This window comes from Thiocystis violacea (assembly GCF_016583565.1).
Classification (GTDB): Bacteria; Pseudomonadota; Gammaproteobacteria; order Chromatiales; family Chromatiaceae; genus Thiorhodococcus; species Thiorhodococcus violaceus_A.
Genome location: NZ_NRRF01000014.1, coordinates 37423 through 58107 on the forward strand (window position 1 = coordinate 37423; position 20685 = coordinate 58107).

Below are 20685 nucleotides of genomic sequence, written 5' to 3' on the forward strand. Positions count from 1 at the left end.
TTGTGAATCCCGTTGAACGGAAGACGGCTGCTTATTCGTATGAAAGAATCGCATTCTTTGAATGCATATTCACATGGGTTTCGCCAACTTCCCGCGAATAACTTGCCCAAAGCTGAAGTTTTCCGCGGAACTCGCCGACAGACTGTGACACGCATCACAGGATTCGCAAGCCCAGTCTGTGTTCAGTCCTGAGTTCTTGCCACGATACAAGTGCATGCAGCCAGCTCCCACTTGCCTAGTTGTACACGCGGTCTTAGTTTCTGGTCAATGCTATAGGGCGAGATCCTTGCGAACAGCTCTCAGGTCTCGACGTCGAGCGAGATGACGGTTGCCGGTGCGCGCCAGAACTCGCGGTAATCTGATCCCGATTATAGCACCCAAATGGAGGCCGGGTTGTCTTGCAGGGCACTTTGGACCCTTCGGTTGGATTCTGACGGAGGCGGCGATGCCAGCTTGGGCATGCAGCCTTGCCTCCACCTGTATCTGATTGGACCGTCGTGCAGTTATTGTCTTCTTTTCGCTATCCAGCCGCATCCATTAGACTGCCGCCCACTCAACGCAGGCGTCCCAATTTCCCTCCCGTTCGATCGCACACGAGGTCTTCATGAAACGGAACGTGTTTTTCTTGCCGGCGCTTCTCGTCGTGGGCTTCACCCTCGTGTCGGTGATCGCGCCCTCGGCGGCTCTCGGCGCTGGTCGCGATCATCGGGACGGACCGCGCATCGGTCTGGTGCTGAGCGGTGGCGGCGCGCGCGGTGCGGCGCATATCGGGGTGCTCAAGGTGTTGGAGGAGCTGCGGATCCCGATCGACGTCGTCGTCGGGACCAGCATGGGCTCCTTGGTGGGCGGCGGGTATGCGGCGGGATTGACGCCCGAGGAGCTTGATCGGCGTGTGACGGAGGTGAATTGGGATGTGCTCTTCAACGACGATCCGCCGCGCAAGGATTGGCCGGCACGGCGCAAGGAGGCATCGGCAAATCCGACTTGGAACTTCTCACTCGGTGTGCGGGATGGCCAGGTGCGCCTGCCCAAGGGGGCTATCTCAGGTCAGCAGGTGCAACTCTTCTTCAATGATCTGGTAAAGGGCGTCGAGACGGTGCAACGCTTCGATGAGATGCCGATCCCGTTCCGTGCGGTCGCGACCGATCTGGAGGACGGTCAGATGAAGGTCTTCGATCAGGGCCCGCTGCCGGTGGCGATGCGCGCCAGTATGTCGGTGCCTGGCTTGTTCGCACCGATGGAATGGGATGACCACATCTACGTCGATGGCGGGCTGGTGCGCAATCTGCCGATCGATGTGGCGCGTGGCATGGGGGTGGATGTCATCATTGCTGTGAATCTCGGTTCCGGGTATCTGCCACGGGAGCAGCTCGGGACCATCCTCGGGGTGACGGGCCAGATGATTGCCATCCTGACCGAGCAGAATGTGCAACGCTCACTCAAGGAGATTCGGCCTGGGCGCGACGTCTTGATCGTTCCGGATCTTGGCGACATTACCTCCGGCGACTTCAAGCGTGCCGCGGAAGCCATTGCCACGGGCGAGACGGCGGCGCGCAAGGCGGCGCCGCAGCTCGCGCGCTTCAGCCTGAGCGAGGATGCCTACGCGCGCTGGAAGCACCGGCGCTTCGGTCCTGGCGATCCGGTCAGGGAGGTCGGCGAGGTGCGGGTGGCGGGACTCAAGCGGGTGAACCCTCAGGTCTTCGATGGCCTGGTTGCGGATCAGGCGGAGCGTCCGCTCGACCGCGAGCGTTTGGTCGATGATATCGAGGGTCTCTATGGCCGTGGGGATTTCGAGCGCATCAGCTATCGTTTCGAGCCGCAGCGTGACGGTAAGGATCTGCTCATCGTCGATGCCATTGAAAAGGCCTGGGGGCCAGGATATCTCGGCTTCGGGCTTGGTCTTTCGACAGATAACCATGGCGATAGCCGCTTCGGCTTGCGGGCGACCTATAACCAGACCTGGATCAACTCTCTGGGTGCGGAGTGGACGTCCATGTTGACGCTCGGCAATGCCCCGCTCCTCTACAGCGAGCTTTTCCAGCCGTTGGATCTGGATCGCGCCTTTTTCGTGGCGCCCTATCTGGACCTGAGCCTGAGCCCTGATAGCGTCTTCCTCGAGGACCAGCGGGTTGCACGCTACGACGTGACCCGCCTTCGAGTGGGGATGGATGTGGGAACGACCCTGAAGGACGTCGAGGTGCGCGCAGGTGCCTACTACGGCCACACTGAGGTCGATCTCGACACGGGATCACCCGAGCTGAACGAAGGTGGCCGCCCCGATTCCGGGTTACGGGGGCGTCTGCTCTACGACACGCTCGACAGCGTCGGGGCGCCGCGCGCCGGGATGCGGCTTTCTCTGGAAACCATGAGCCCCCTCTCGGCGATGGGGTCGGACGACGACTACACGCGCGCGGAGCTCAACGCGACGGCGGCCCATAGCTTCGGACCCCATACCATTGCCGGGAACATCAAGGGCGGCACGAGCTTCGGCGCCGAAATGCCCTATTACGATCAGTTCCCGCTGGGCGGTTTCCTGAAGCTCTCCGGCTACGCCAACGAGCAGTTTCGTGGCAACGACATGGCCTTCGCGAGCCTGGCCTACTACCGCCAGATCGCCTCGCTTCCGCCACCGATCGGGCGCGGGCTCTATCTCGGCGCCTCACTGGAGGCGGGCTGGCTCTCCGACGGTATCGTGACGAATCCGCGCGACGGGAAGGACACGATCCTGAGTCCAGAAGAGACACGTTATGGCGGCAGCCTGTTCTTTGGATCGGATACCTGGATCGGGCCCGCCTATCTCGGGGTTGGGCTCTCGGGAACGGGCGATAGCGCCATCTATGTGCTGATCGGCACGCCCTGAGCGCGGCGACGCAAGGTCTGGGGCGGATGCGCCATGCATATGGCGTGACGCCTCCGCCCTCAGTCCACCGCGTCAGTCGGGTAGACGCGTCACGCGCAAGCTGAGGCTGCCGCGATTGTTGCCATAGAAGCGCCAGGCATCGTTAGCGTAGCAATAGAGGTAGCCGGAGGACGTGGGCCTGAAGGGTGGGGCGTTGTGGATGGCGAAGCACTGACCCCTGGGCGGCGAGCCTCCGCCATCGACATCGGCCTGGTTCGCGACCATCCCCACCAAGGCGAACCAGGCAGCCTCCTCGAAGCGCTTGGTACCCCACCAGTCAGCTTGAGGCTTCTTCAGCAAGGACTTGTAGAGCTTTTCGCCGAGGCCGAGCAGGTCGCCGAGCCGGTAGGCCCAATCGCGCGGCCAGAAGCTGACGTTCGGCATGCCTTCGGGTCCCGAGCGGTTGTACCAGTCGAGCCATTCGCCTTCGGCCTCGAATGCATAGCCGGCCGTCTCCTCGAGCCAAAGGCCGGTCTCGTTCCAACGCTCTTGCGCGTAGATCCGGCCCGTCCATGATTGACCCGCGTCAAGCGTCAGACTCGGACGATAAGGCGACTGGGTGATTGGCGGCTCGCTGTGGCGTTGCCAGGCGGCTGGGTGCAGGCTCTTGTCGACGTTGTCGAGCGCGCACTGCGGGACCGCGCGCGGCAGCGTCCGCATGAATCGCCAGATGCCTTGCAGGACGTTGTGCAAGCCGGCCCGGGGATCCGGGCGCAGTTGTGATAGGAGCCGTTCGTCGATCTGCAGTCCCTGGGCGACAGCCTGCTCCGCCATCCATTCCAACGCGATATCCGCGAGTCCGCTTTCCAGATAGCCGCCGCCGACATCACTGTGGCAACCCGGGAACCAGCGCTGGGCGCAGGTGCTGTCCGGCGGGCGTGGGTCGTCGAGTGTCCAGAGCGTGGGCGCGAAGCTGGCCCGCGGCTCGTCGAGCGCGACGGCGTGGTAGGCATGACGGACGCGCGGGCTCAGTCGGGTGTCGTGGAAGTCCCAGTTGCGGCGGCGGTCCAAAAGCAGATCCAGGAAGACCAGATCGTCCGGCACGCCTCGCGCCCCGACCGTGTCCCAGACGCCGATGAAGTGGATGTCTGGTGCGACGCCCTGGGTGTTCAGATGCACCGGCCACGCGGCGCCCCAGTCGCTTCGAGGGCGGCGCTGGCGGTAGCCGAGACGGTAAGCCGCGTCGACCCGCGCCCAGCCTTGGGCGGGCGTGAGCTCGGATAGATCGAGCAGGCCGCATCTCAGGATGAGGCCGCTCAGGCTACGAACCGTGTAGGCGCCGCGGCTGAAGCCAAAGAGATAGATGCGATCCTCGGGGCGGTAGGTGCTGCAGAGCCAGTGGTAGGCGCTCTTGATGTTCTGGTCGAGTCCAGTGCCAATGCCGCCAGCGAGCAGGCGGCGAATCAGCGAGCCCTCGGCACCCACGCCTGGGTGGTAGTACCTCCGCTGTGCGTCGCTCTCGATGCAGAGGTTGTAGAGTTTGACGACGTTGGTCGGCGCGGGGAGCCCGGCTTCCAGCTGATCGGGGGTGTTCCAGGTTCCATCGGAGCAAAGGACGAGATTGCGCATGATCAGGTTGCCTCATCGAGTCCAAACCCAGTGGGTGCGGCCGTAAAGGTGGAGACGGCGGAAGGTCGCCCGTCTCGTCTGGCGCTGTCCAATCACACTTGAGTATATGTGGCGTGTCGGCGTTGCGTAGCGCGCGGTCGCCTTTCTTGATGGAACGGGCGGGGGATGACGCGATGGAGTGGTTTGGCGGCGATGGACAAGGCGGGTCGCCTATTCGGCAGCGCACGCCGCATCCCGCGCTGGATGGGCCTCATCCTCGGGCGCGCTGAACTCCCTTGACTGATGCGCCTGCGTCGAACGGATGTGCGTGTGCGCGACGCTCAGCTGGCCGCTGTCTCTGCGAGCCAGGCGCGGGCCTGCTCACCTTCGCCGCGGTCGAAGTACTTCACCGTCGCGCGCGTGAAGGGTTTGCAGAACGGGGTCATCCAACGCTCCCATGCCGTGTCGCCGACCAGGGCGATCCGCTCGAAGTCCGAATAGTGCTCGATGCCCAGCTTGAAGTCGTCCCAGGCCGCGTGCAGGTCCCATCCATGAAAGTCTGCGAATTCAGCCAGCAGGCTGAGGTTTCCTTGTTTCGCGAGGGACTCCTCCAGGATGGGAACGAAGCCTCGATAGTCTTCGTCGTGGAGCTTGCCGGTCATCTTGAAGCCGAGGATTTTGGGCGAACCCATCTCAAGTTGTTCGATCATGGCGTCTCTCCTTAGCATCCAAGCGTCTGATACCCGGCTCGGTCGTACAGCGTCTGGCCGGGATGCGCGGTGTTGAGGCCTCTGCAGCCGAGCTGGCATGAAAGAGCGTTCTCGTCGCCGACTCGACTCAGTCCCGCAGGCTCAGTGGATTGGACCCTCGGCCCCGCCAAATCATTCCATGACGGTGGTGTCATCTTGAGGGCCGCGATCGGTATGATTAGGAGTGCGGTCGCCTGAGACTCACGTCTTGCCGGTTGCTTAGTCCGCGCAGTGGAGCCTGTTCGACGGCCTAAATCCTCGGTCTTGGAATGGCGTTCCTTACCCGCCCCGTGGTCCTTCCCAGACCTCCGCCCGGAACGCACGCATGAAACTCTCGATGCTGCTGGCGGTGCCGCAGACATAGACCAGGTCCGCCGGGTCGATGCGCAGGGTTTCATCGAACTCGATCATCATCTGTCCGTTGTGCTCGAGGGCGATGATCGAGGCCCCCGTCTGCTCGCGCACGCCGCTGCGCCAGGGGTGGCCGCCGACCAGGGTGCCCGGGCGCATGCGCGCGCAGCGCAGCCGCTGCTCGATCCGTAAGGATCCGTCTCCGAGGCGCTGATGCGCGAGCAATTGGCCCGCGACCTGTCCGACGGAGAGCGCGAAATCCGCACCGACCTGATAGAGCCGAGGGACGTTCGAAGCGCGGTTGACACGCGCGATCAGCCGAACCTGTGGCGCATAGTCGCGCACGATGGCCGTCCCGAAGACGCCGGAGCTGTCGTCGCTCAGGGCCAAGACGACTGTGCCAGCCTCGCGCACCCGCGCCTGCTCCAGTGTCGATTGCTGCAGCAGGTTGCCGACCACATCCACTCCCGGTTGGTCGAGCTCGTCGATCACCACGGTGGTCTCCCGTGCATCCTTCAGTATCTCCACGATCTTGCGCCCGACTGCGCCGAACTCGGTGGCGCCGACCGTCAGCATCGGCGGGCGGTGCAATGGATTCTCGGCCATGGCGTAGATGGGTCCCGTGAAGCCTTGCTCGCGCGCCATCATGATGAAGGTCGCGTTGACGTGGTCGTTCGCGTTGGTGACGAGGGCGCGCGCGGCGATCAGCCCCTCGAGCAGTCCGGGATCCTCGTCGAGCTGGCCGACGACCACTGGGAAGCCGCGATCGGCAAGCCGGCGAGCGACGGCGGCGTCTTGCTCCAGGATGACGAAGGGCGTGCGCTGGCGCGCAAGGTGGTCGACGACGGATTCCACGGCGGGTCCGTAGCGGTGAAAGAGGATGCGCTCCTGCATATTCGGGAGCTTGTTCGGCAGCCGCGGCTCGAAACGCTCCTTGAAATAGGGCAGCACATAGATGGGGAAGATCAGGAAGACGAGGAAGAGCCCGCAAATCTGGACCATCATCACGAAGAGGGTCATCAGCGGATGACCCCAGCTGGCGTCTCGGCCTTAGCCGGTCGTGGTCAGTGTCTCTGACGCCCATTCCAGGCTTTGCCAGAAGCCGCGCGGGCTGTGCTCCAGATAGTGCATGCCGAGCATATAGAGCACGCCGACGATGGCCATCGCCGCGGGCAGGGCTGCCAGAAAGGCGAGCAGCCGCTGAGAAGGTCGATCGAGTTTCAAGCGCAAGGAAAGCGTCCCCTTCGATGGGCCGGCGCGGCGCCCGTCGTTGCGCGGAGATCCTTATAGCGGGGGAGTGCGATCATCGCCATGCGTGCGGCAGCGTCTCGATGAGGCTGGATTGTGGCCTGGCTCTGTCGGTCCGCCGGTGACGGATCCTCGTCCTGGATGAGCCGGGGGCGGCCCCTCAGTAGCGGACCCTGAGTATCCGAAGGTCGGAACCGTTGCGTTCGAACAGCAGCTGGATGATGCCTGATTTGGTGGCGAGGAGGGACTGTTCATCCAGGTAGCTCACCTGAAAGAGCGCCATGGCCGCACAGCGGTCCCCACCTGACTTGGGCTCGATGCGGACTTGCTCGAAACGGATGCGGCGTGCCGAGGTCTTGCGGAACCAGTCGGCGTAGGTCTGGCGGATCGCAAACCAGGTGGCCAGGTCGTTTTCCTTCGCGAGCGGGCTGTAGAGCGCCATGAACTGGTCCAGTGTGCCCGCCTGGTAGTTCTGCTGAAAACGGCGCAGCACCTCGGGGACGGTGCTGCAATCGCCTGGGATGCTGGCGACGGCAGGGGTGGAGGGGGTGGCGATATCGGCCTGACTGATCTGCAGGGGTGGCTCGGGCGCGGTCGGGGGCGCGGGTGGTGCCGGCGGATTGGCGGCTGGGATGCGAAGTCTGGGTCGGTCCGGCTGATCGAGGTCTGGCTGATCCAGGTCCGGTGTGCGGTCGGGTGCGGGCGCGTTCTGATGCGCCGATGTCGATGCCGAAGTCGAAAGAGGCGCTTGGTCAGCGATCGGCGCATCCTCGGCGGAGGCGGTGTCGGATCTTGTGCTCGACGCCGGTGACGGCGGCTCCGGTGCGCCCTGTGGACCTGGCTCCGTCGCGGTGCTGGCGGCTGAACGAGCGATGTGCGCCTGCGCCTCGGGTTCTACTTCGGGGGAGGCTGGCTCGGGGGCGGGCGAGGCGATCTCCTGCTCGAGCGCCGAAGGCCGATCGCTATCGGGCTCCAGTTCGGAAAGCTCGGGCGTGGCTGGCTCGAGCCCAGATGCCGGTCGGGCTGTCGGCTCCTGCGTGAGCGCCCGGAGCGATGAGGATCCAAGGGCCTTGTCGGGCGGCGACTCATGAATCGCCGCGATTCGGGCGGGCTCCTCGGCGCGCGGCTTGGCCTCTCGGGGCGGCGGGCGGTTGGATGCCGTATCGAGCGGTGTGTCCAAGCGATGATGAATGATCTTGGGGACGGGTTTGGGCTTGTCCCCGAATGAGACGGCGCTGAGCAGGATGACCAGGCCCAGCATCGCCACCGTCGAGGCCAGGATCAGCTTGTTGGCCGTGGTCAGCGTGCCGAGAAAGGCCTGCAGTCGCTCCCAGCTCGCCGGCCAAAGCTGCTCGCCCGCAACGCGCCATGTCTCCAGGGCGCGCGTCCAGAGACTGTCCGCTCGGCGTTGGCCAGCGTTTCTCCCAGGGCTCCTGGCTCCGCCGTGGGCCTTGCGTGCGCTCGGAGCCTTCCGGTAGGCGGCGAAGGCGCGGTTGAGCTGGTCGGTCCGCTGGGTCGCCCAGGCCGCGCGGTCCGGATGATGATCCGGGTGGTAGACCTGAACCAGGCGGCGGTAGCGCTGCTTGGCCGTGGTGAGATCCGCGTCTTCTGGCAGCCCCAATGTGGCTGCGCCCGCCTGGCCATCGCTGGCGAAGAGCAGCGCGTCGAGCATCCGATAGGCGCGATCGGTCGCGGCGGCTCTGCTCAGAGGCTGGTGACCCATGGCCCTGTCCAGCTCCGCGGCCCTTGGGTTGTTTGGGTTGCTCAGCCAGAGGAGGAGGGCGTCCAGGTGGCGCTCGAGGGCACGCGAGGGGCGCCCTGTCGATATGGACTTGGCGAGCTGCTGCGTCCAGTGCAATCCCATGATGTCGGTGATCCGAGCCTCGGGCTAGGTGGTCGGCGGAGGGCTCCACTATAGACCTCTCAGGCTGGCGCGTGGAGCGCGCGACCACAGGCCTTGTCGGGGTCAGCGGCTCCGGCATCCTCGCGCGTTTGCTGCGAGCGGCACTGCGCTATGCTTGAGTGACGCCCAACGACCCAAGCGCATCATGGACCATGACTGAAACGAAGCGTCAGTTTCTGCGCCATCCATCGGACGTTCCCATCAGCTACAGCCTGCGGGAGGTGGTTTCCAGCCAGAGCGACTACCTGCGTAACATCGGTGCGGGCGGTCTCTGCTTTACGTCCCGAATCCCGATTTCGCCCGGCACCAACATCCACATCGAGATCCCCATCGCCGAGCCCGTCTTCGAGGCGGACGGGATCGTGGTCTGGTGCCAGTCATCGGAGCAGGTCTATACAGATCAGGCCTATGAAGTCGGCGTCCGCTTCAACGGTGTCGAGGCCGAGTACAGCATCCGCATGGTGGAGCAGGTCTGTCACATCGAGCAGTATCGGCAAGACGTGCTCAAGGAGGAGGGGCGCAGCTTGACGAGCGAAGAGGCCGCACTGGAGTGGATCCAGAAGTACGCCGCCCGTTTTCCCCGCTGACGCGGCCGCGCCACGCAGGGTGGCCTGCGCGGCACGGCGATCACGGTGTCTCAGGTGATGACGTCCGGCTCGCTCCGCTGCGTGCGGGTCTCGATCTGTGCCAGCTCGCGCGCGATGAGAACGAGCGGCTGCATGGCGGCCTGGGTGTCCTGCTGATGGCGAGCCGGGTCGGGCTCGAAGTATTCGAGATAGACCCGCAGGGTTGCCCCCGCCGTGCCTGTGCCCGAGAGGCGATAGACGATGCGCGCGCCGCTCTCGAAGCCGATGCGGATGCCTTGGCGCTCGGAGCGACTTCCATCGATGGGGTCGGTATAGGCGAAGTCGTCCGCATAGCTCACGATCTGGTCGCCTAGCGTCTTGCCGGGCAGCTCGGACAGTAGGATCCGCAGGTGGTCCATGAGCCCCTCCGCGCCGGCCAGATCGACGCCCTCGTAGTCATGGCGGGTGTAGAAATTGCGCCCGAAGCGCCGCCAATGGTCTGTCACGATCTCGGCGACCGACTGCTGACGCACGGCAAGCAGGTTGAGCCAGAAGAGCACCGCCCAGAGCCCGTCCTTCTCGCGGACGTGGTCCGAGCCCGTGCCGAAGCTCTCTTCGCCGCACAGCGTGATGCGGCCGGCGTCCAGCAGGTTGCCGAAAAACTTCCAGCCGGTCGGGGTCTCGAAGCACTCGACGCCGAGGAAGTCCGCGACCCGGTTGGCGGCCTGGCTGGTCGGCATGGAGCGGGCGATACCGCGGATGCCGCTGGCATAACCGGGTGTCTGATGCGCGTTGGCTGCCAGCACGGCGAGGCTGTCGCTCGGCGTGACGAAGAAGTTCTTGCCGAGGATCATGTTGCGGTCGCCGTCGCCGTCCGAGGCGGCGCCGAAGTCGAGTCCGTTCACGCCCTGCGTGAGGGCGACCAACTCCTTGGCGTGGGCGAGGTTGGGATCTGGGTGGCCGCCGCCGAAGTCTTCCTTCGCCTCGCCGTTCATGACGGTGCCCGGCATGGCTCCCAGCCGGTTTTCGAGGATTTCGACGGCATAGGGGCCGGTGACTGCGTGCATGGCGTCGAAGCGCATGCTGAAGTGGCCGGAGTTGAAGAGTTGGTGGATGGCGTTGAAGTCGAACAGGGACTCCATCAGGTCCGCGTAGTCCTTGACGGGGTCCATGACCTCGACCGCGGTCTCGCCGAGCTGCAGGGTGCCGAGTTTGTCGAGGTCGATCACCGGCGCGTCCAGCGTCAGGTAGCGGTCGATGGTGCAGGTGCGCGCGTAGATGGCGTCGGTGACCGACTCGGGCGCGGGGCCACCGTTGGCGGCGTTGAACTTGATGCCGAAGTCCTCGTCCGGCCCGCCCGGGTTGTGGCTGGCGGAGAGCACGATGCCGCCCTGGGTCTTGTACTTGCGGATGACGCAGGAGACCGCCGGCGTGGAGAAGATGCCGCCGCGGCCGACCAGGATCTTGCGCACCCCATTGGCGGCGGCCATGCGCAGGATGATTTGGATGGCTTCGCGGTTGAAGTAGCGCCCGTCGCCGCCGACGACCAGGATGCCGCCCTTGAGCGCGGCCTGGGTGTCGAAGATCGCCTGGACGAAGTTCTCCAGATAATGCGGTTGCTGGAAGACCTTGACCTTCTTGCGCAGGCCGGAGGTGCCGGGCTTTTGCCCGTCGAATGGCGTCGTAGTGATGATCTGCGTTTCCATCTTCAAACCCTTGACTTATGGTCGATCTGCCTTCACTGAGCGGGCCAGCGCGCGGCAGCGGGGGACGGCAACGCACGCCTTAGGGGCGCATGAGCACGCGTCACCAGGTGTCTGGAATGGTGCCCCCATCGGGCGGCGACAGGGGGCACCTGAACAAAAGATTGTATCCCCGGCGGCGCGTGCCACAATAGCGGATTCGTTTTTGCGGGTGTTTTCCCTTTCTCGCCCGCGTGTTCTCAAACCCATCGTTGAAGAATGATTCAAGGTAACGACACAAGATGACAGTCGAAGCGCATAAGGAAACACTGGAGTTCAAGGCCGAAGTCAGCCAGGTGCTGGATCTGGTGATCCGATCCCTTTACTCGAACAAGGAGATCTTTCTGCGCGAGTTGGTCTCGAACGCCTCCGATGCGGCCGAGAAGCTCCGCTTCGAGGCCCTCAGCGACGACGGCCTCTACGAGGGCGACAGCGAGCTGCGGATCCGCGTCACCGTCGATCGCGATGCTGGCACCCTGACCATCGCGGACAACGGCATCGGGCTCAGCCGTCAAGAGGTGACGGAGACCATCGGTAGCATCGCCAGCTCAGGCACCCGCCGTTTCATCGAGAGCATGTCCGGCGACCAGGCGAAGGACAGCAAGCTGATCGGCCAGTTCGGCGTCGGCTTCTATTCGGCCTTCATCGTCGCCGACACAGTCACGCTGAGGTCGCGCCGAGCCGGGCTGGGCGCCGAGCACGGCGTGCGTTGGGAGTCCGATGGCCGCGGCAGCTACTCGCTCGAAACGGTCGAGAAGCTGGATCGCGGCACGGCGGTGACGCTGCATCTGAAGGAGGAGGAGAAGGAGTTTCTCGACAGCTGGCGTCTGCGCTCCATCATCGGCAAATTCTCCGATCACATCGCCCTGCCGGTCGAGATGGCGAAGGAATATTACGGCGAGGAGGCCGAGCAGAAGAAGGACGAGCCGCCGGAGTTCGAGCAGGTCAACCGCGGCACGGCGCTGTGGATGCGCAACAAGTCGGAGATCACCGAAGAGGAATATCACGACTTCTACAAGCACGTCTCGCACGACTTCGAGCAGCCACTCGCCTACGCCCACAACCGGGTGGAGGGCACCAATGAATACACCACGCTGCTCTATGTCCCCAAGAAGGCCCCCTGGGACCTCTGGGACCGTGATCAGAAGCATGGGGTAAAACTCTACGTTCGCCGCGTCTTCATCATGGACGAGGCCGACAAGCTGATGCCGCACTACCTGCGTTTCGTGAAGGGAGTCGTCGACTCCGACGACCTGCCGTTGAACGTCTCGCGCGAGATCCTGCAGCACAATCGCAAGATCGACACCATCCGCCAGGCCAACACCAAGCGCATCCTGGGCCTGCTCGAAACCATGGCGAAGGACGAGCCCGAGAAGTACGGTGAGTTCTGGGACGAGTTCGGCCGCGCCCTCAAGGAAGGCCCCGCCGAGGACTTCGCCAACAAGGAGCGTATCGCCGGCCTGATGCGCTTCTCGACCTCCACCAGCGAGGGTACCAAGCAGCGCGAGTCGCTCGACGGCTACATCGAGCGGATGAGGGAAGGTCAGGACAAGATCTACTACATCACCGCGGACAGCGCCGCGGCGGCGCGCCACAGCCCTCATTTGGAAGTCTTCCGGAAGAAGGAGGTGGAGGTTCTGCTGCTGTCCGATCGGGTCGACGAGTGGTTGGTCAGCCACCTGAATGAATATAAGGGCAAGACCCTCCAGTCAGTCGCCAAGGGCGATCTGGACCTCGGTGAGCTGGCCGACAAGGAGGAGAAGGAGGCCAAGGAGAAGGCGGCGGTCGAGCACGGCTCGCTGCTCGAGCGTCTGAAGAGCGCGCTTGGGGATCGGGTCGCGGACGTGCGTCCAAGCACGCGCCTGGTCGACTCGCCAGCCTGTCTGGTCGTCGGTGAGGATGACATGAGTGCCAATCTGGCCCGTGTGCTCAAGGCCGTCGGGCAGAGCGCGCCAGAGACCAAGCCGACCCTCGAGGTGAACCTCGACCACCTTCTGGTCAAGCGGCTTGAATCCGAGTCTAATGACGATCGTTTCAATGATCTCAGTCTCGTGGTCTTCGATCAGGCGCAGCTTGCGGAGGGCGGTCAGCTCGATGATCCGGCGGCCTTCGTCGGACGCCTGAACAAGCTGATGCTCAACATGATGATGGCGGGGGGCTGAGGCGCGACCCGGACTGGAGCTTCCATGGCACAGGGGAGGTGCCCGATTGACGGCGGCCAGGTGCCGCTTGGGCCTTTTTCGTTTCCGGGCGGCGAATCGCCGCTTTCGCACGGCCTGGCTGTTCAGTCGCGTGACTGTTGCGACCAGTCGACTCGCGCGTTTCTCTCATCCATCATCGCTGATGATCCCCTCCGGCCCGCGGGCGTCGGTTCCCTCGCAAAAGACGCTTACCATTGGGGCTGGATTGAGAGCGGGTCGTCCAGGCGGCATCGAGTGGCCAGCGCCTCGATCTGGCGGATGGTTGCTCAAGACGCGGCTGTGGCACACTGCCCGGCCAGAGAATAAAAGCAAAGAGGAAAAACGACTATGCGCATCATCCTTCTCGGTGGCCCCGGCGCGGGCAAAGGCACCCAGGCCGGCTTCATCAAGGCACACTTCAGCATCCCTCAGATCTCGACGGGTGACATGCTGCGCGCGCACGTCAAGCAGGGGACGGAGCTTGGCAAGGCCGCGAAGAAGATCATGGACGAGGGCGGCTTGGTGTCCGACGACATCATCATGGGCATGGTTAAGGAGCGCATCACAGACGCCGATTGCAAGAATGGTTTTCTCTTCGACGGCTTCCCTCGCACGCTCGCCCAGGCCGACGCGCTGAAAGAGGCTGGTGTCGGAGTCGATGCCGTGGTGGAGATCGACGTCCCGGACGAGGAGATCATCAAGCGCATGTCCGGTCGGCGCGTCCACCTGGCCTCGGGACGCACCTACCATGTCGTTTTCAATCGGCCGAAGGTCGAGGGCAAGGACGACGAGACGGGCGAGCCCTTGATCCAACGCGACGACGATCGCGAGGACACCGTCAAGGCGCGCCTGAGGGTCTACCACGATCAGACCGAGCCCCTCATCGGCTACTACTCCTCCTGGGCCGAGCAGGGCGGGGAGGGCGCGCCGAAATACGTCAAGATCGAGGGGGTCGGTGGCGTCGACGCCATTCGCGACAGCATTCTAGGCGCGCTGGCTGCCGTTTGATCCACGGCCAACGTCCCCTCCGGCGGGCGGAAAACCGCGCATCGGCACGGGTTGGGCCGCGGGGGGCGGGTGTTTCTGTTAATATCCCGAGTAAATCCATTTACGGGGAATCCTCATGGCCGTCGTTGAACTCGATACTGCTGGCTTCGAAAAAGCTATTCAAGACAATGACTTCGTTGTCGTAGACTTCTGGGCGCCTTGGTGCGGTCCGTGCCGCTCCTTCGCGCCCGTTTACGACAAGGTGTCGCAGGATTTCGACGACATCGTCTTCGCCAAGGTGAATACCGAAGAGCATCAGCAGATCGCCGCCCACTTCCAGATCCGCTCGATTCCGACGCTCATGATCTTCCGCGAGCAGATCATCATCTTCTCGCAGGCGGGCGCCTTGCCGGAAGGGTCCTTCCGCGATCTGCTCGCCAAGGCCAAGGAGTTGGACATGGCGGACGTCAAACGCCAGATCGCCGAGCAGGCCAGCCAGCAGGCCTGATCCCTTTGCCGCTTGCCAGGTTGGCGGCCCGGCGCGTGCCAGGGTCGGTGACACCCGGTTGACTCCAGATCCAGCGGAACACCGATATGCCGCGCCGTTTTACCTGAACCTCATGCAGCGCTCGTTCACCCCGTGCTCCGCTGCGAGCCTCGCCTCAGGGCGCCCCGACGTGGGCGCCCTGATGGCTTTGTGCGAGGAGAATTACACCCTGATGCAGTGCCTGGCGCCTGGCCTCAAGCAGTTGTCAGGCAAGTTGATCTCCAGGCAGCGCGGTGTCATCGATCTGCATCTGGAGATTCAGGAGCAGTCTCCCTACACCACGCAGGTGCGCCTTACTCACCTCTTTAGCGAGCCGGCTGGTGCCGAGCCGCATCCGGATCCGGACGCCCGCTTGCGCGTCTATCACGATGCGCAGCAAATCGAGGTTCTGGAACTCAGGCAATCCGTCCTGCGCTTGAGCAAGGACTACGCGCATCCCGCCCTGCTCGACAAGTGGCAGGCCAATCTCTTTCTCTCGAAGTGGCTCGTGTTCTGTCTGCGCCAAGGTCATGGGTTCGGCCAGCGCTCGCCAATGCTGTCGTCCGCGGCAGCCGACGCCCTGCTGCCGACCTGTCTCGCGCGCTCCTAACGGACGCCGATCAAGCTCCACCTGGGCCTTCGTCAGCGCCTGCCTCGAAAACGCGGTTTTCCAGCGGTCTCATGGGTCCCTGCCTCAGCGAGCGCGCTCTGTGTGTTTTGCCCTAGATTTCAACTCTGTATTGAAATAGGGGGATTGTTGACTAATTTAGTTGATGAGAGGCGGGGAGGCGGCAGCGCCGAAGCGCTCGATCAATGATCAACAAGCAGCAGGCACCAGAATCATGAGACTTTCCACCAAAGGCCGGTATGCGGTCACTGCGATGCTCGACCTCGCCCTGAGTTCGGGCAAAGGGCCAGTGACGCTTGCGGATATCTCCGTCAATCAGGGTATCTCGCTGTCCTATCTCGAGCAGCTATTCGCGGCGCTGCGCGCCAAGAAGCTCGTGCGCGGCGTGCGCGGACCCGGAGGCGGTTACTATCTCGGTAAATCGCCCGAGGAGATCTCGATCGCCAACATCATTTGCGCGGTGGATGAGTGGGTCGAGTTCACCCGCTGCGGTGGGCGCGAGAACTGCCGCGATGGCCAGCGCTGCCTGACCCATCACCTCTGGGATCAGCTGAGCGACGAGATCTTTCGCTTCTTGAGCGATATCACCCTTCAAGACTTGGTCGATCGCGGTCGTTCGGGAACGGGCGGGTTGGCGCTGCCTGAAGCCGACATTGGGCATGACAAAGGTCGGCGCGCCGCCTGAGATCTCGCACTCGATCGGGCTCTTCGATCGAGCGGCCAAGGTGGGCCACAGTGGGTGAGTGCAGTGCCCCGCCGTGATCTGGCGCACCCACTTGGGTGTGCCGAAACCATGGGCGCGGTCCTGGATTCGACCGACAGCGAAAGCTGCGCGCATGCGGACTCCTGCTTGGTTGATCGGTCTGAAGTCACGGCCTGCGGCAACGGGTGCTGTGGCATGTGCCGAGTTCGGGTGAAAAAATCGGCGCGGCGGTGGTATGCTTGGCCGCTTCCATTCGGGGAGGTCGGCTAATCTGCGTCCTCGGCACCCGAGACGACGAGGATTGAGCTGAAGACGCGTTATGGCAGAGCAGCCCGATGGTTTGGTGACGATCAGGGATTTCGTGCGCTGGGGCGCGAGCCGCTTCAATGCGGCCGGGCTCTTTTTCGGGCATGGCACGGACAACGCGATCGACGAGGCCGCTCAGCTGGTGCTGGGCGGGCTCCATCTCGGGCCGTTCTTGCCCGTCACCTTTCACGATTGCCGACTCACGCCAGCCGAGCGCGATGTGGTCGCTGAACTCATCGAGCGGCGTCTGACCGAACGGGTTCCCGCCGCCTACCTCACGGGCGCCGCCTGGTTCGCTGGCCTGGAATTCTTCGTCGACTCCCATGTGCTGGTACCGCGCTCGCCGATTGCCGAGCTGGTCGAGGCCAGCTTCACTCCGTGGATGGACGCGGACCGGATCGGACGCGTGCTGGACCTCTGCACCGGCAGCGGATGCATTGGCATCGCTGCGGCTGCGTATCTCCCGGACGTGGACGTGGATCTGGTCGACATCTCGCCGGAGGCCCTCAGGGTTGCCCGTCGCAATGTCGAGCGTCACGGGCTGGAGCATCGAGTACGGGTCCTGGAGTCCGATCTGTTCTCGTCGCTGGACGGATATCGCTACGATGTGATCGTCTCGAACCCCCCCTATGTCTCGCGCGCCGAACTCGAAGACCTGCCGACGGAATATCACCGTGAGCCGAGTCTCGGTCTCTTCGGCGGCGAGGACGGCCTGGATATCGTGCTTCGAATCCTTGGCGAGGCGGATCAGCTCCTGAGCGACGATGGCATTCTGATCGTCGAGGTGGGCAACTCGGCCCAGGCCCTCGAGTTGCGTCTACCCGAAATGCCCTTCACCTGGATCGAGTTCGAGCGCGGTGGAGATGGCGTTTTCCTGCTGACGCGCGAACAGCTCGTCGAGCATCGAGCCATGATCGAGGCCGTCTTGGAGCGATGAGCCCGAGGCGGGCGAAGAGCGTGGATGAGTACGTCGAATGGGTGCGCCAGGCGGTCTTCGAGGTTGACGATCTGAGGGACTGCCTGGAATACGCGAGCGAGGATATGGCGAGCGCCCCGGCCTTTCTCGATCCGCTCGAGGCAGGCGTCAAGGCGGTCCATGCCGCCATGCGGGACGGCAGCGATGCCTTTGGTCGGGAGGATCTGCCGTTCATGGATTTGGCCGGCAAGTATGCGGAAGAGATTCCATTCCATACCCTGCTCAAACAGATCAACGAGACCCATCGCCGTGGGCTCGATGTGAGTGGGGATGATGCCTGAACAGGCTTTACGTGATAGGCCGTTTGGGAGCCGAAGATGGGCTCCACGGCTGGAGGATTGAACGGTGGAGCAAGGCGTTTCCTTCGACCTTGATTTGATTCGACGCTACGACCAGAGCGGTCCGCGCTATACCTCGTACCCGACCGCGGTCGAGTTCGACGAGTCCTTCGACGAGGCGGCCTACCAGACCGCCTGTGCGCGCAGCAACGAGAGCGGCCGACCGCTTTCGATCTATTTTCACCTGCCGTTCTGCGACACGGTCTGCTTCTATTGCGCGTGCAACAAGATCGCGACCAAGGATCGCTCGCTGGTGCAGCCCTATCTGGAGCGCGTCTACCGTGAGCTGGAGATGCAGTCCGCGCTCTTCGACCGGTCGCGCCAGGTCGAGCAGCTGCACTGGGGCGGCGGTACGCCGACCTTCCTCAACAACGCTCAGATGATCGAGCTGATGGAGGTGACCCGCCGGCATTTCACGCTGGCCGGTGACGACGTCGGCGAATTCTCGATCGAGATCGATCCGCGCGAGGCCGATGCCGCCTCGATCAAGGTGCTGCGTCAGATCGGCTTCAACCGCATGAGTCTCGGCGTGCAGGACTTCGATCCTCGCGTGCAGACCGCGGTGAACCGGATCCAGACCGAAGAACAGACCATGGCGGTGCTGAACGCCGCGCTGGCCGAGGGCTTCCGCTCCATCAGTATCGATCTCATCTACGGGCTGCCCTTCCAGTCGGTCGAGAGCTTCTCCAAGACCCTGGAGCGCGTCATCGCGGTGAATCCGCAGCGTCTGTCGATCTTCAACTACGCGCACCTGCCGGAGCGCTTCAAGCCCCAGCGCCGCATCAACGATGCCGATTTGCCCGCGCCCGAGGTCAAGCTCGATATCCTGCAGTCCACCATCGCGCGCCTGACCGAGGCCGGCTATGTCTACATCGGCATGGACCACTTTGCGCGTCCGGACGACGAGCTCGCGCTGGCCCAGCAGGCCGGAACCCTCTATCGCAATTTCCAGGGCTACTCGACCCATGCCGATTGCGATCTGATCGGGATCGGCGTGACCTCCATCGGCAAGGTCGATAACACCTATGGGCAGAACCGCCGTGGTCTGGACGAATACTATGCGGACATCGACGCCGGCCATCTCGCTGTCTTCCGCGGCATCGAGCTGAACCGCGACGACCTCATTCGGCGTGACATCATCACCCAGCTCATTTGCCATTTCGGGCTCGATATGCGCGCCGCCGAGGCCAGGTGGGGCATCCAGTTCGCGGACTACTTCGCGGACAGCCTGGAGAAGCTTCAGGGGATGGCGGAGGATGGTCTGGTCGAGATCACGGCTGATGAGATTCGCATCCTGGCGCCCGGGCGGCTGCTGGTGCGTAACATCTGCATGGCCTTCGACGCCTACCTCGCGGCAAAGACGGGACCGATCGGGTTCTCCAAGGTCATCTGAGACTGGGCTGGGTGATGGCCTCCCAGGGGCTCGGCGCGGGCATCGCCGGTCGCTTTCGCGAGACAGCGGCCAGGTGCGCGGATCTCGCCTGTGTGTTCACCGATGCGGGGTCCGTGTCGTTCCGGGCGCTCGATCTCGCGTCCGAGGGCGTTGCCGCCTCGCTGGCGGAGGCCGGCATTGCACCTGGAGACCGGGTGGGGCTGCTGGCGCCCAATGGCCCTGACTTCGTCACCGCCTATCTGGGCGTGCTCAAGGCGGGGGCGACGGTCGTCCCACTGAATCTGTTGCTCAACCCCAAGGAAGTCGCCTTCATTCTCCGTGATAGTGGTGCGAAGGCGCTGATCTACCATGAGGATTTCGCGGCGGTCAGCGAGTCCGCGCAGGCGGAGTGCTCCGGGGTGGAACTGCGGGTCTGCATCGGTGCGACGTCCGATCCGGGGATCCTGGCGTTTGCGACGCTCACGCGTCACAGGGGCGCGGCGTTTGAACAGCATTGCGATCCGGCGGCGGACTTGGCCGTTATCCTCTACACCTCGGGTACGACTGGCCGGCCCAAGGGCGCCATGCTGACTCACGCCAATCTCTTGGCGAACACCGCCAGCGTCGCACGGGCCCTAGACTTCACGCCAGCGGATCGGGTGCTCGTCGTCCTGCCCATGTTCCATGCCTTCGCTGCGACCGTCGGGATGCTGACGCCTGTGCTGTTCGGGTGCGGTTTGATTCCGGTGGTTCGGTTCGAGCCGAAGCTGGTGACCCAGAACGTCGCCAGGCATGGCGCAACCCTTTTTCTCGGCGTACCGAGCATGTATGGCGTGCTCATGCGTCTCGATGACGCTCAGGTGTTTGCATGGCGGGGGGTTCGCTGCTGTGTCAGCGGCGGAGCGGCCATGCCCGTCGCCTTGATGTCCGCATTCGAGGCGCGCTTCGGGATCCCTGTGCTGGAGGGCGACGGCCCGACCGAATGCAGTCCCGTCACCTGCGTCAATCCTCCTCGGGGGGTGCGCAAGCCTGGGTCGGTCGGGCTGCCGATTCCGGATGTCGAGATGACTGTGCTTGATGCTGAAGGTCGACCTCTCGATGACGGCGAGACGGGCGAGGTCTGCGTGCGTGGCCCAAATGTGATGAAGGGCTATTTCAATTTGCCGGAGGCGACCCGTGAGAGCTTCTTCGGCGATTGGTTCCGCACCGGTGATCTGGGCTATCGCGATGCGGACGGCTACTTCTATCTGGTCGATCGACTCAAGGATCTCATCATCACCAATGGCATGAACGTCTATCCTCGGGTGATCGAGGAGGTCCTCTATCGTCACCCCGAGGTGGTGGAGGCGGCCGTGGTTGGCGACCCGGACGCGCGCCACGGCGAGGTGCCGGTTGCCCATGTCACCCTGCGCCAAGAGGGGGCGGCCACCTCTGCGACCCTGCGGGCCTGGTGTCGTGAGCACCTCGGTCAGCATGAGATACCTCGGCGTATCCTGCTTCACGAAGCCTTGCCCAAGAGCTCGACGGGCAAGATCCTCAAGCGCGCCCTGCGTCGCTCAGGCGAGCAGGAACGCGGCGTCTCGCTTCCCTTCGCTGCGCCTGACTCCGCTACCCCGGATCGATGACGCTTGGAGCCCGATTGGGCCACAGGCTATACTGAACG

At 63.8% G+C, this 20685-nt stretch carries 17 protein-coding genes; 11 read left to right on the forward strand and 6 right to left on the reverse strand.

The genetic code is table 11. From position 1 onward, the window contains the following. Window positions 1-604 precede the first annotated feature (604 nt). Window positions 605-2860, forward strand: coding sequence for a patatin-like phospholipase family protein (locus tag CKO23_RS08430; RefSeq protein WP_200329990.1), 2256 nt, complete (start codon window positions 605-607; stop codon window positions 2858-2860). 72 nt (window positions 2861-2932) lie between these two features. Here CKO23_RS08430 and CKO23_RS08435 read toward each other — a convergent pair whose 3' ends face one another. From CKO23_RS08435 to CKO23_RS08455, 5 genes are all read right to left on the reverse strand, one after another. After that, window positions 2933-4468, reverse strand: a complete 1536-nt coding sequence (locus CKO23_RS08435) for a DUF2235 domain-containing protein (protein WP_200329992.1) — start codon at window positions 4466-4468, stop codon at window positions 2933-2935. Between the two features lie 320 nt (window positions 4469-4788). Continuing rightward, on the reverse strand, window positions 4789-5157 hold the full coding sequence (locus CKO23_RS08440; protein ID WP_200329994.1) for an STAS/SEC14 domain-containing protein: 369 nt from the start codon (window positions 5155-5157) through the stop codon (window positions 4789-4791). Between the two features lie 318 nt (window positions 5158-5475). Next, complete coding sequence (locus tag CKO23_RS08445) at window positions 5476-6567, reverse strand: NAD-binding protein (protein ID WP_200329996.1); 1092 nt, start codon at window positions 6565-6567, stop codon at window positions 5476-5478. Between the two features lie 30 nt (window positions 6568-6597). Further along, window positions 6598-6777, reverse strand: a complete 180-nt coding sequence (locus CKO23_RS08450) for a hypothetical protein (RefSeq protein ID WP_200329997.1) — start codon at window positions 6775-6777, stop codon at window positions 6598-6600. Between the two features lie 178 nt (window positions 6778-6955). Further along, window positions 6956-8659, reverse strand: coding sequence for a J domain-containing protein (locus tag CKO23_RS08455; protein WP_200329999.1), 1704 nt, complete (start codon window positions 8657-8659; stop codon window positions 6956-6958). Window positions 8660-8850: 191 nt separating this feature from the next. Between CKO23_RS08455 and CKO23_RS08460 the strand changes: the two genes are divergently transcribed. Continuing rightward, window positions 8851-9285 carry a PilZ domain-containing protein gene (locus tag CKO23_RS08460; protein ID WP_200330001.1) on the forward strand — a complete coding sequence of 145 codons (435 nt, stop codon included), beginning with the start codon at window positions 8851-8853 and terminating at the stop codon, window positions 9283-9285. Window positions 9286-9335: 50 nt separating this feature from the next. Here CKO23_RS08460 and CKO23_RS08465 read toward each other — a convergent pair whose 3' ends face one another. Beyond that, entirely contained in the window at window positions 9336-10970 is a 1635-nt protein-coding gene (locus CKO23_RS08465; protein WP_200330003.1) for an alpha-D-glucose phosphate-specific phosphoglucomutase, read from the reverse strand. 278 nt (window positions 10971-11248) lie between these two features. On the opposite strand from CKO23_RS08465, the gene htpG reads away from it, so the two are divergent. The 9 genes from htpG (at window position 11249) to CKO23_RS08510 (ending at window position 20647) form a co-directional block, all read left to right on the forward strand. Then, a complete protein-coding gene (gene htpG, locus CKO23_RS08470) occupies window positions 11249-13168 on the forward strand; it encodes a molecular chaperone HtpG (protein ID WP_200330005.1) in 1920 nt (639 codons plus the stop codon). Between the two features lie 366 nt (window positions 13169-13534). Beyond that, entirely contained in the window at window positions 13535-14194 is a 660-nt protein-coding gene (gene adk, locus CKO23_RS08475) for an adenylate kinase (protein WP_200330006.1), read from the forward strand. A 115-nt stretch (window positions 14195-14309) separates the two neighbouring features. Next, the gene (trxA, locus tag CKO23_RS08480) at window positions 14310-14681 is read left to right on the forward strand and encodes a thioredoxin (protein WP_200330008.1); all 372 of its coding nucleotides are present in this window, start codon (window positions 14310-14312) and stop codon (window positions 14679-14681) included. A 181-nt stretch (window positions 14682-14862) separates the two neighbouring features. Next, window positions 14863-15309 (forward strand): DUF1249 domain-containing protein, encoded by a 447-nt coding sequence (locus CKO23_RS08485; protein ID WP_242482301.1) that lies wholly within the window; start codon window positions 14863-14865, stop codon window positions 15307-15309. 232 nt (window positions 15310-15541) lie between these two features. After that, window positions 15542-16012, forward strand: coding sequence for an Rrf2 family transcriptional regulator (locus CKO23_RS08490; RefSeq protein ID WP_242482302.1), 471 nt, complete (start codon window positions 15542-15544; stop codon window positions 16010-16012). 337 nt (window positions 16013-16349) lie between these two features. Further along, the gene (gene prmB / locus CKO23_RS08495) at window positions 16350-17273 is read left to right on the forward strand and encodes a 50S ribosomal protein L3 N(5)-glutamine methyltransferase (protein WP_200330012.1); all 924 of its coding nucleotides are present in this window, start codon (window positions 16350-16352) and stop codon (window positions 17271-17273) included. Between the two features lie 20 nt (window positions 17274-17293). Then, window positions 17294-17593 carry a hypothetical protein gene (locus tag CKO23_RS08500; RefSeq protein WP_346014587.1) on the forward strand — a complete coding sequence of 100 codons (300 nt, stop codon included), beginning with the start codon at window positions 17294-17296 and terminating at the stop codon, window positions 17591-17593. Between the two features lie 64 nt (window positions 17594-17657). Then, window positions 17658-19043, forward strand: a complete 1386-nt coding sequence (gene hemN / locus CKO23_RS08505) for an oxygen-independent coproporphyrinogen III oxidase (protein WP_200330016.1) — start codon at window positions 17658-17660, stop codon at window positions 19041-19043. A 14-nt stretch (window positions 19044-19057) separates the two neighbouring features. Then, window positions 19058-20647: a long-chain-fatty-acid--CoA ligase gene (locus tag CKO23_RS08510; RefSeq protein WP_200330054.1), complete on the forward strand. Its 1590-nt coding sequence runs from the start codon at window positions 19058-19060 to the stop codon at window positions 20645-20647. Window positions 20648-20685 lie beyond the last annotated feature (38 nt).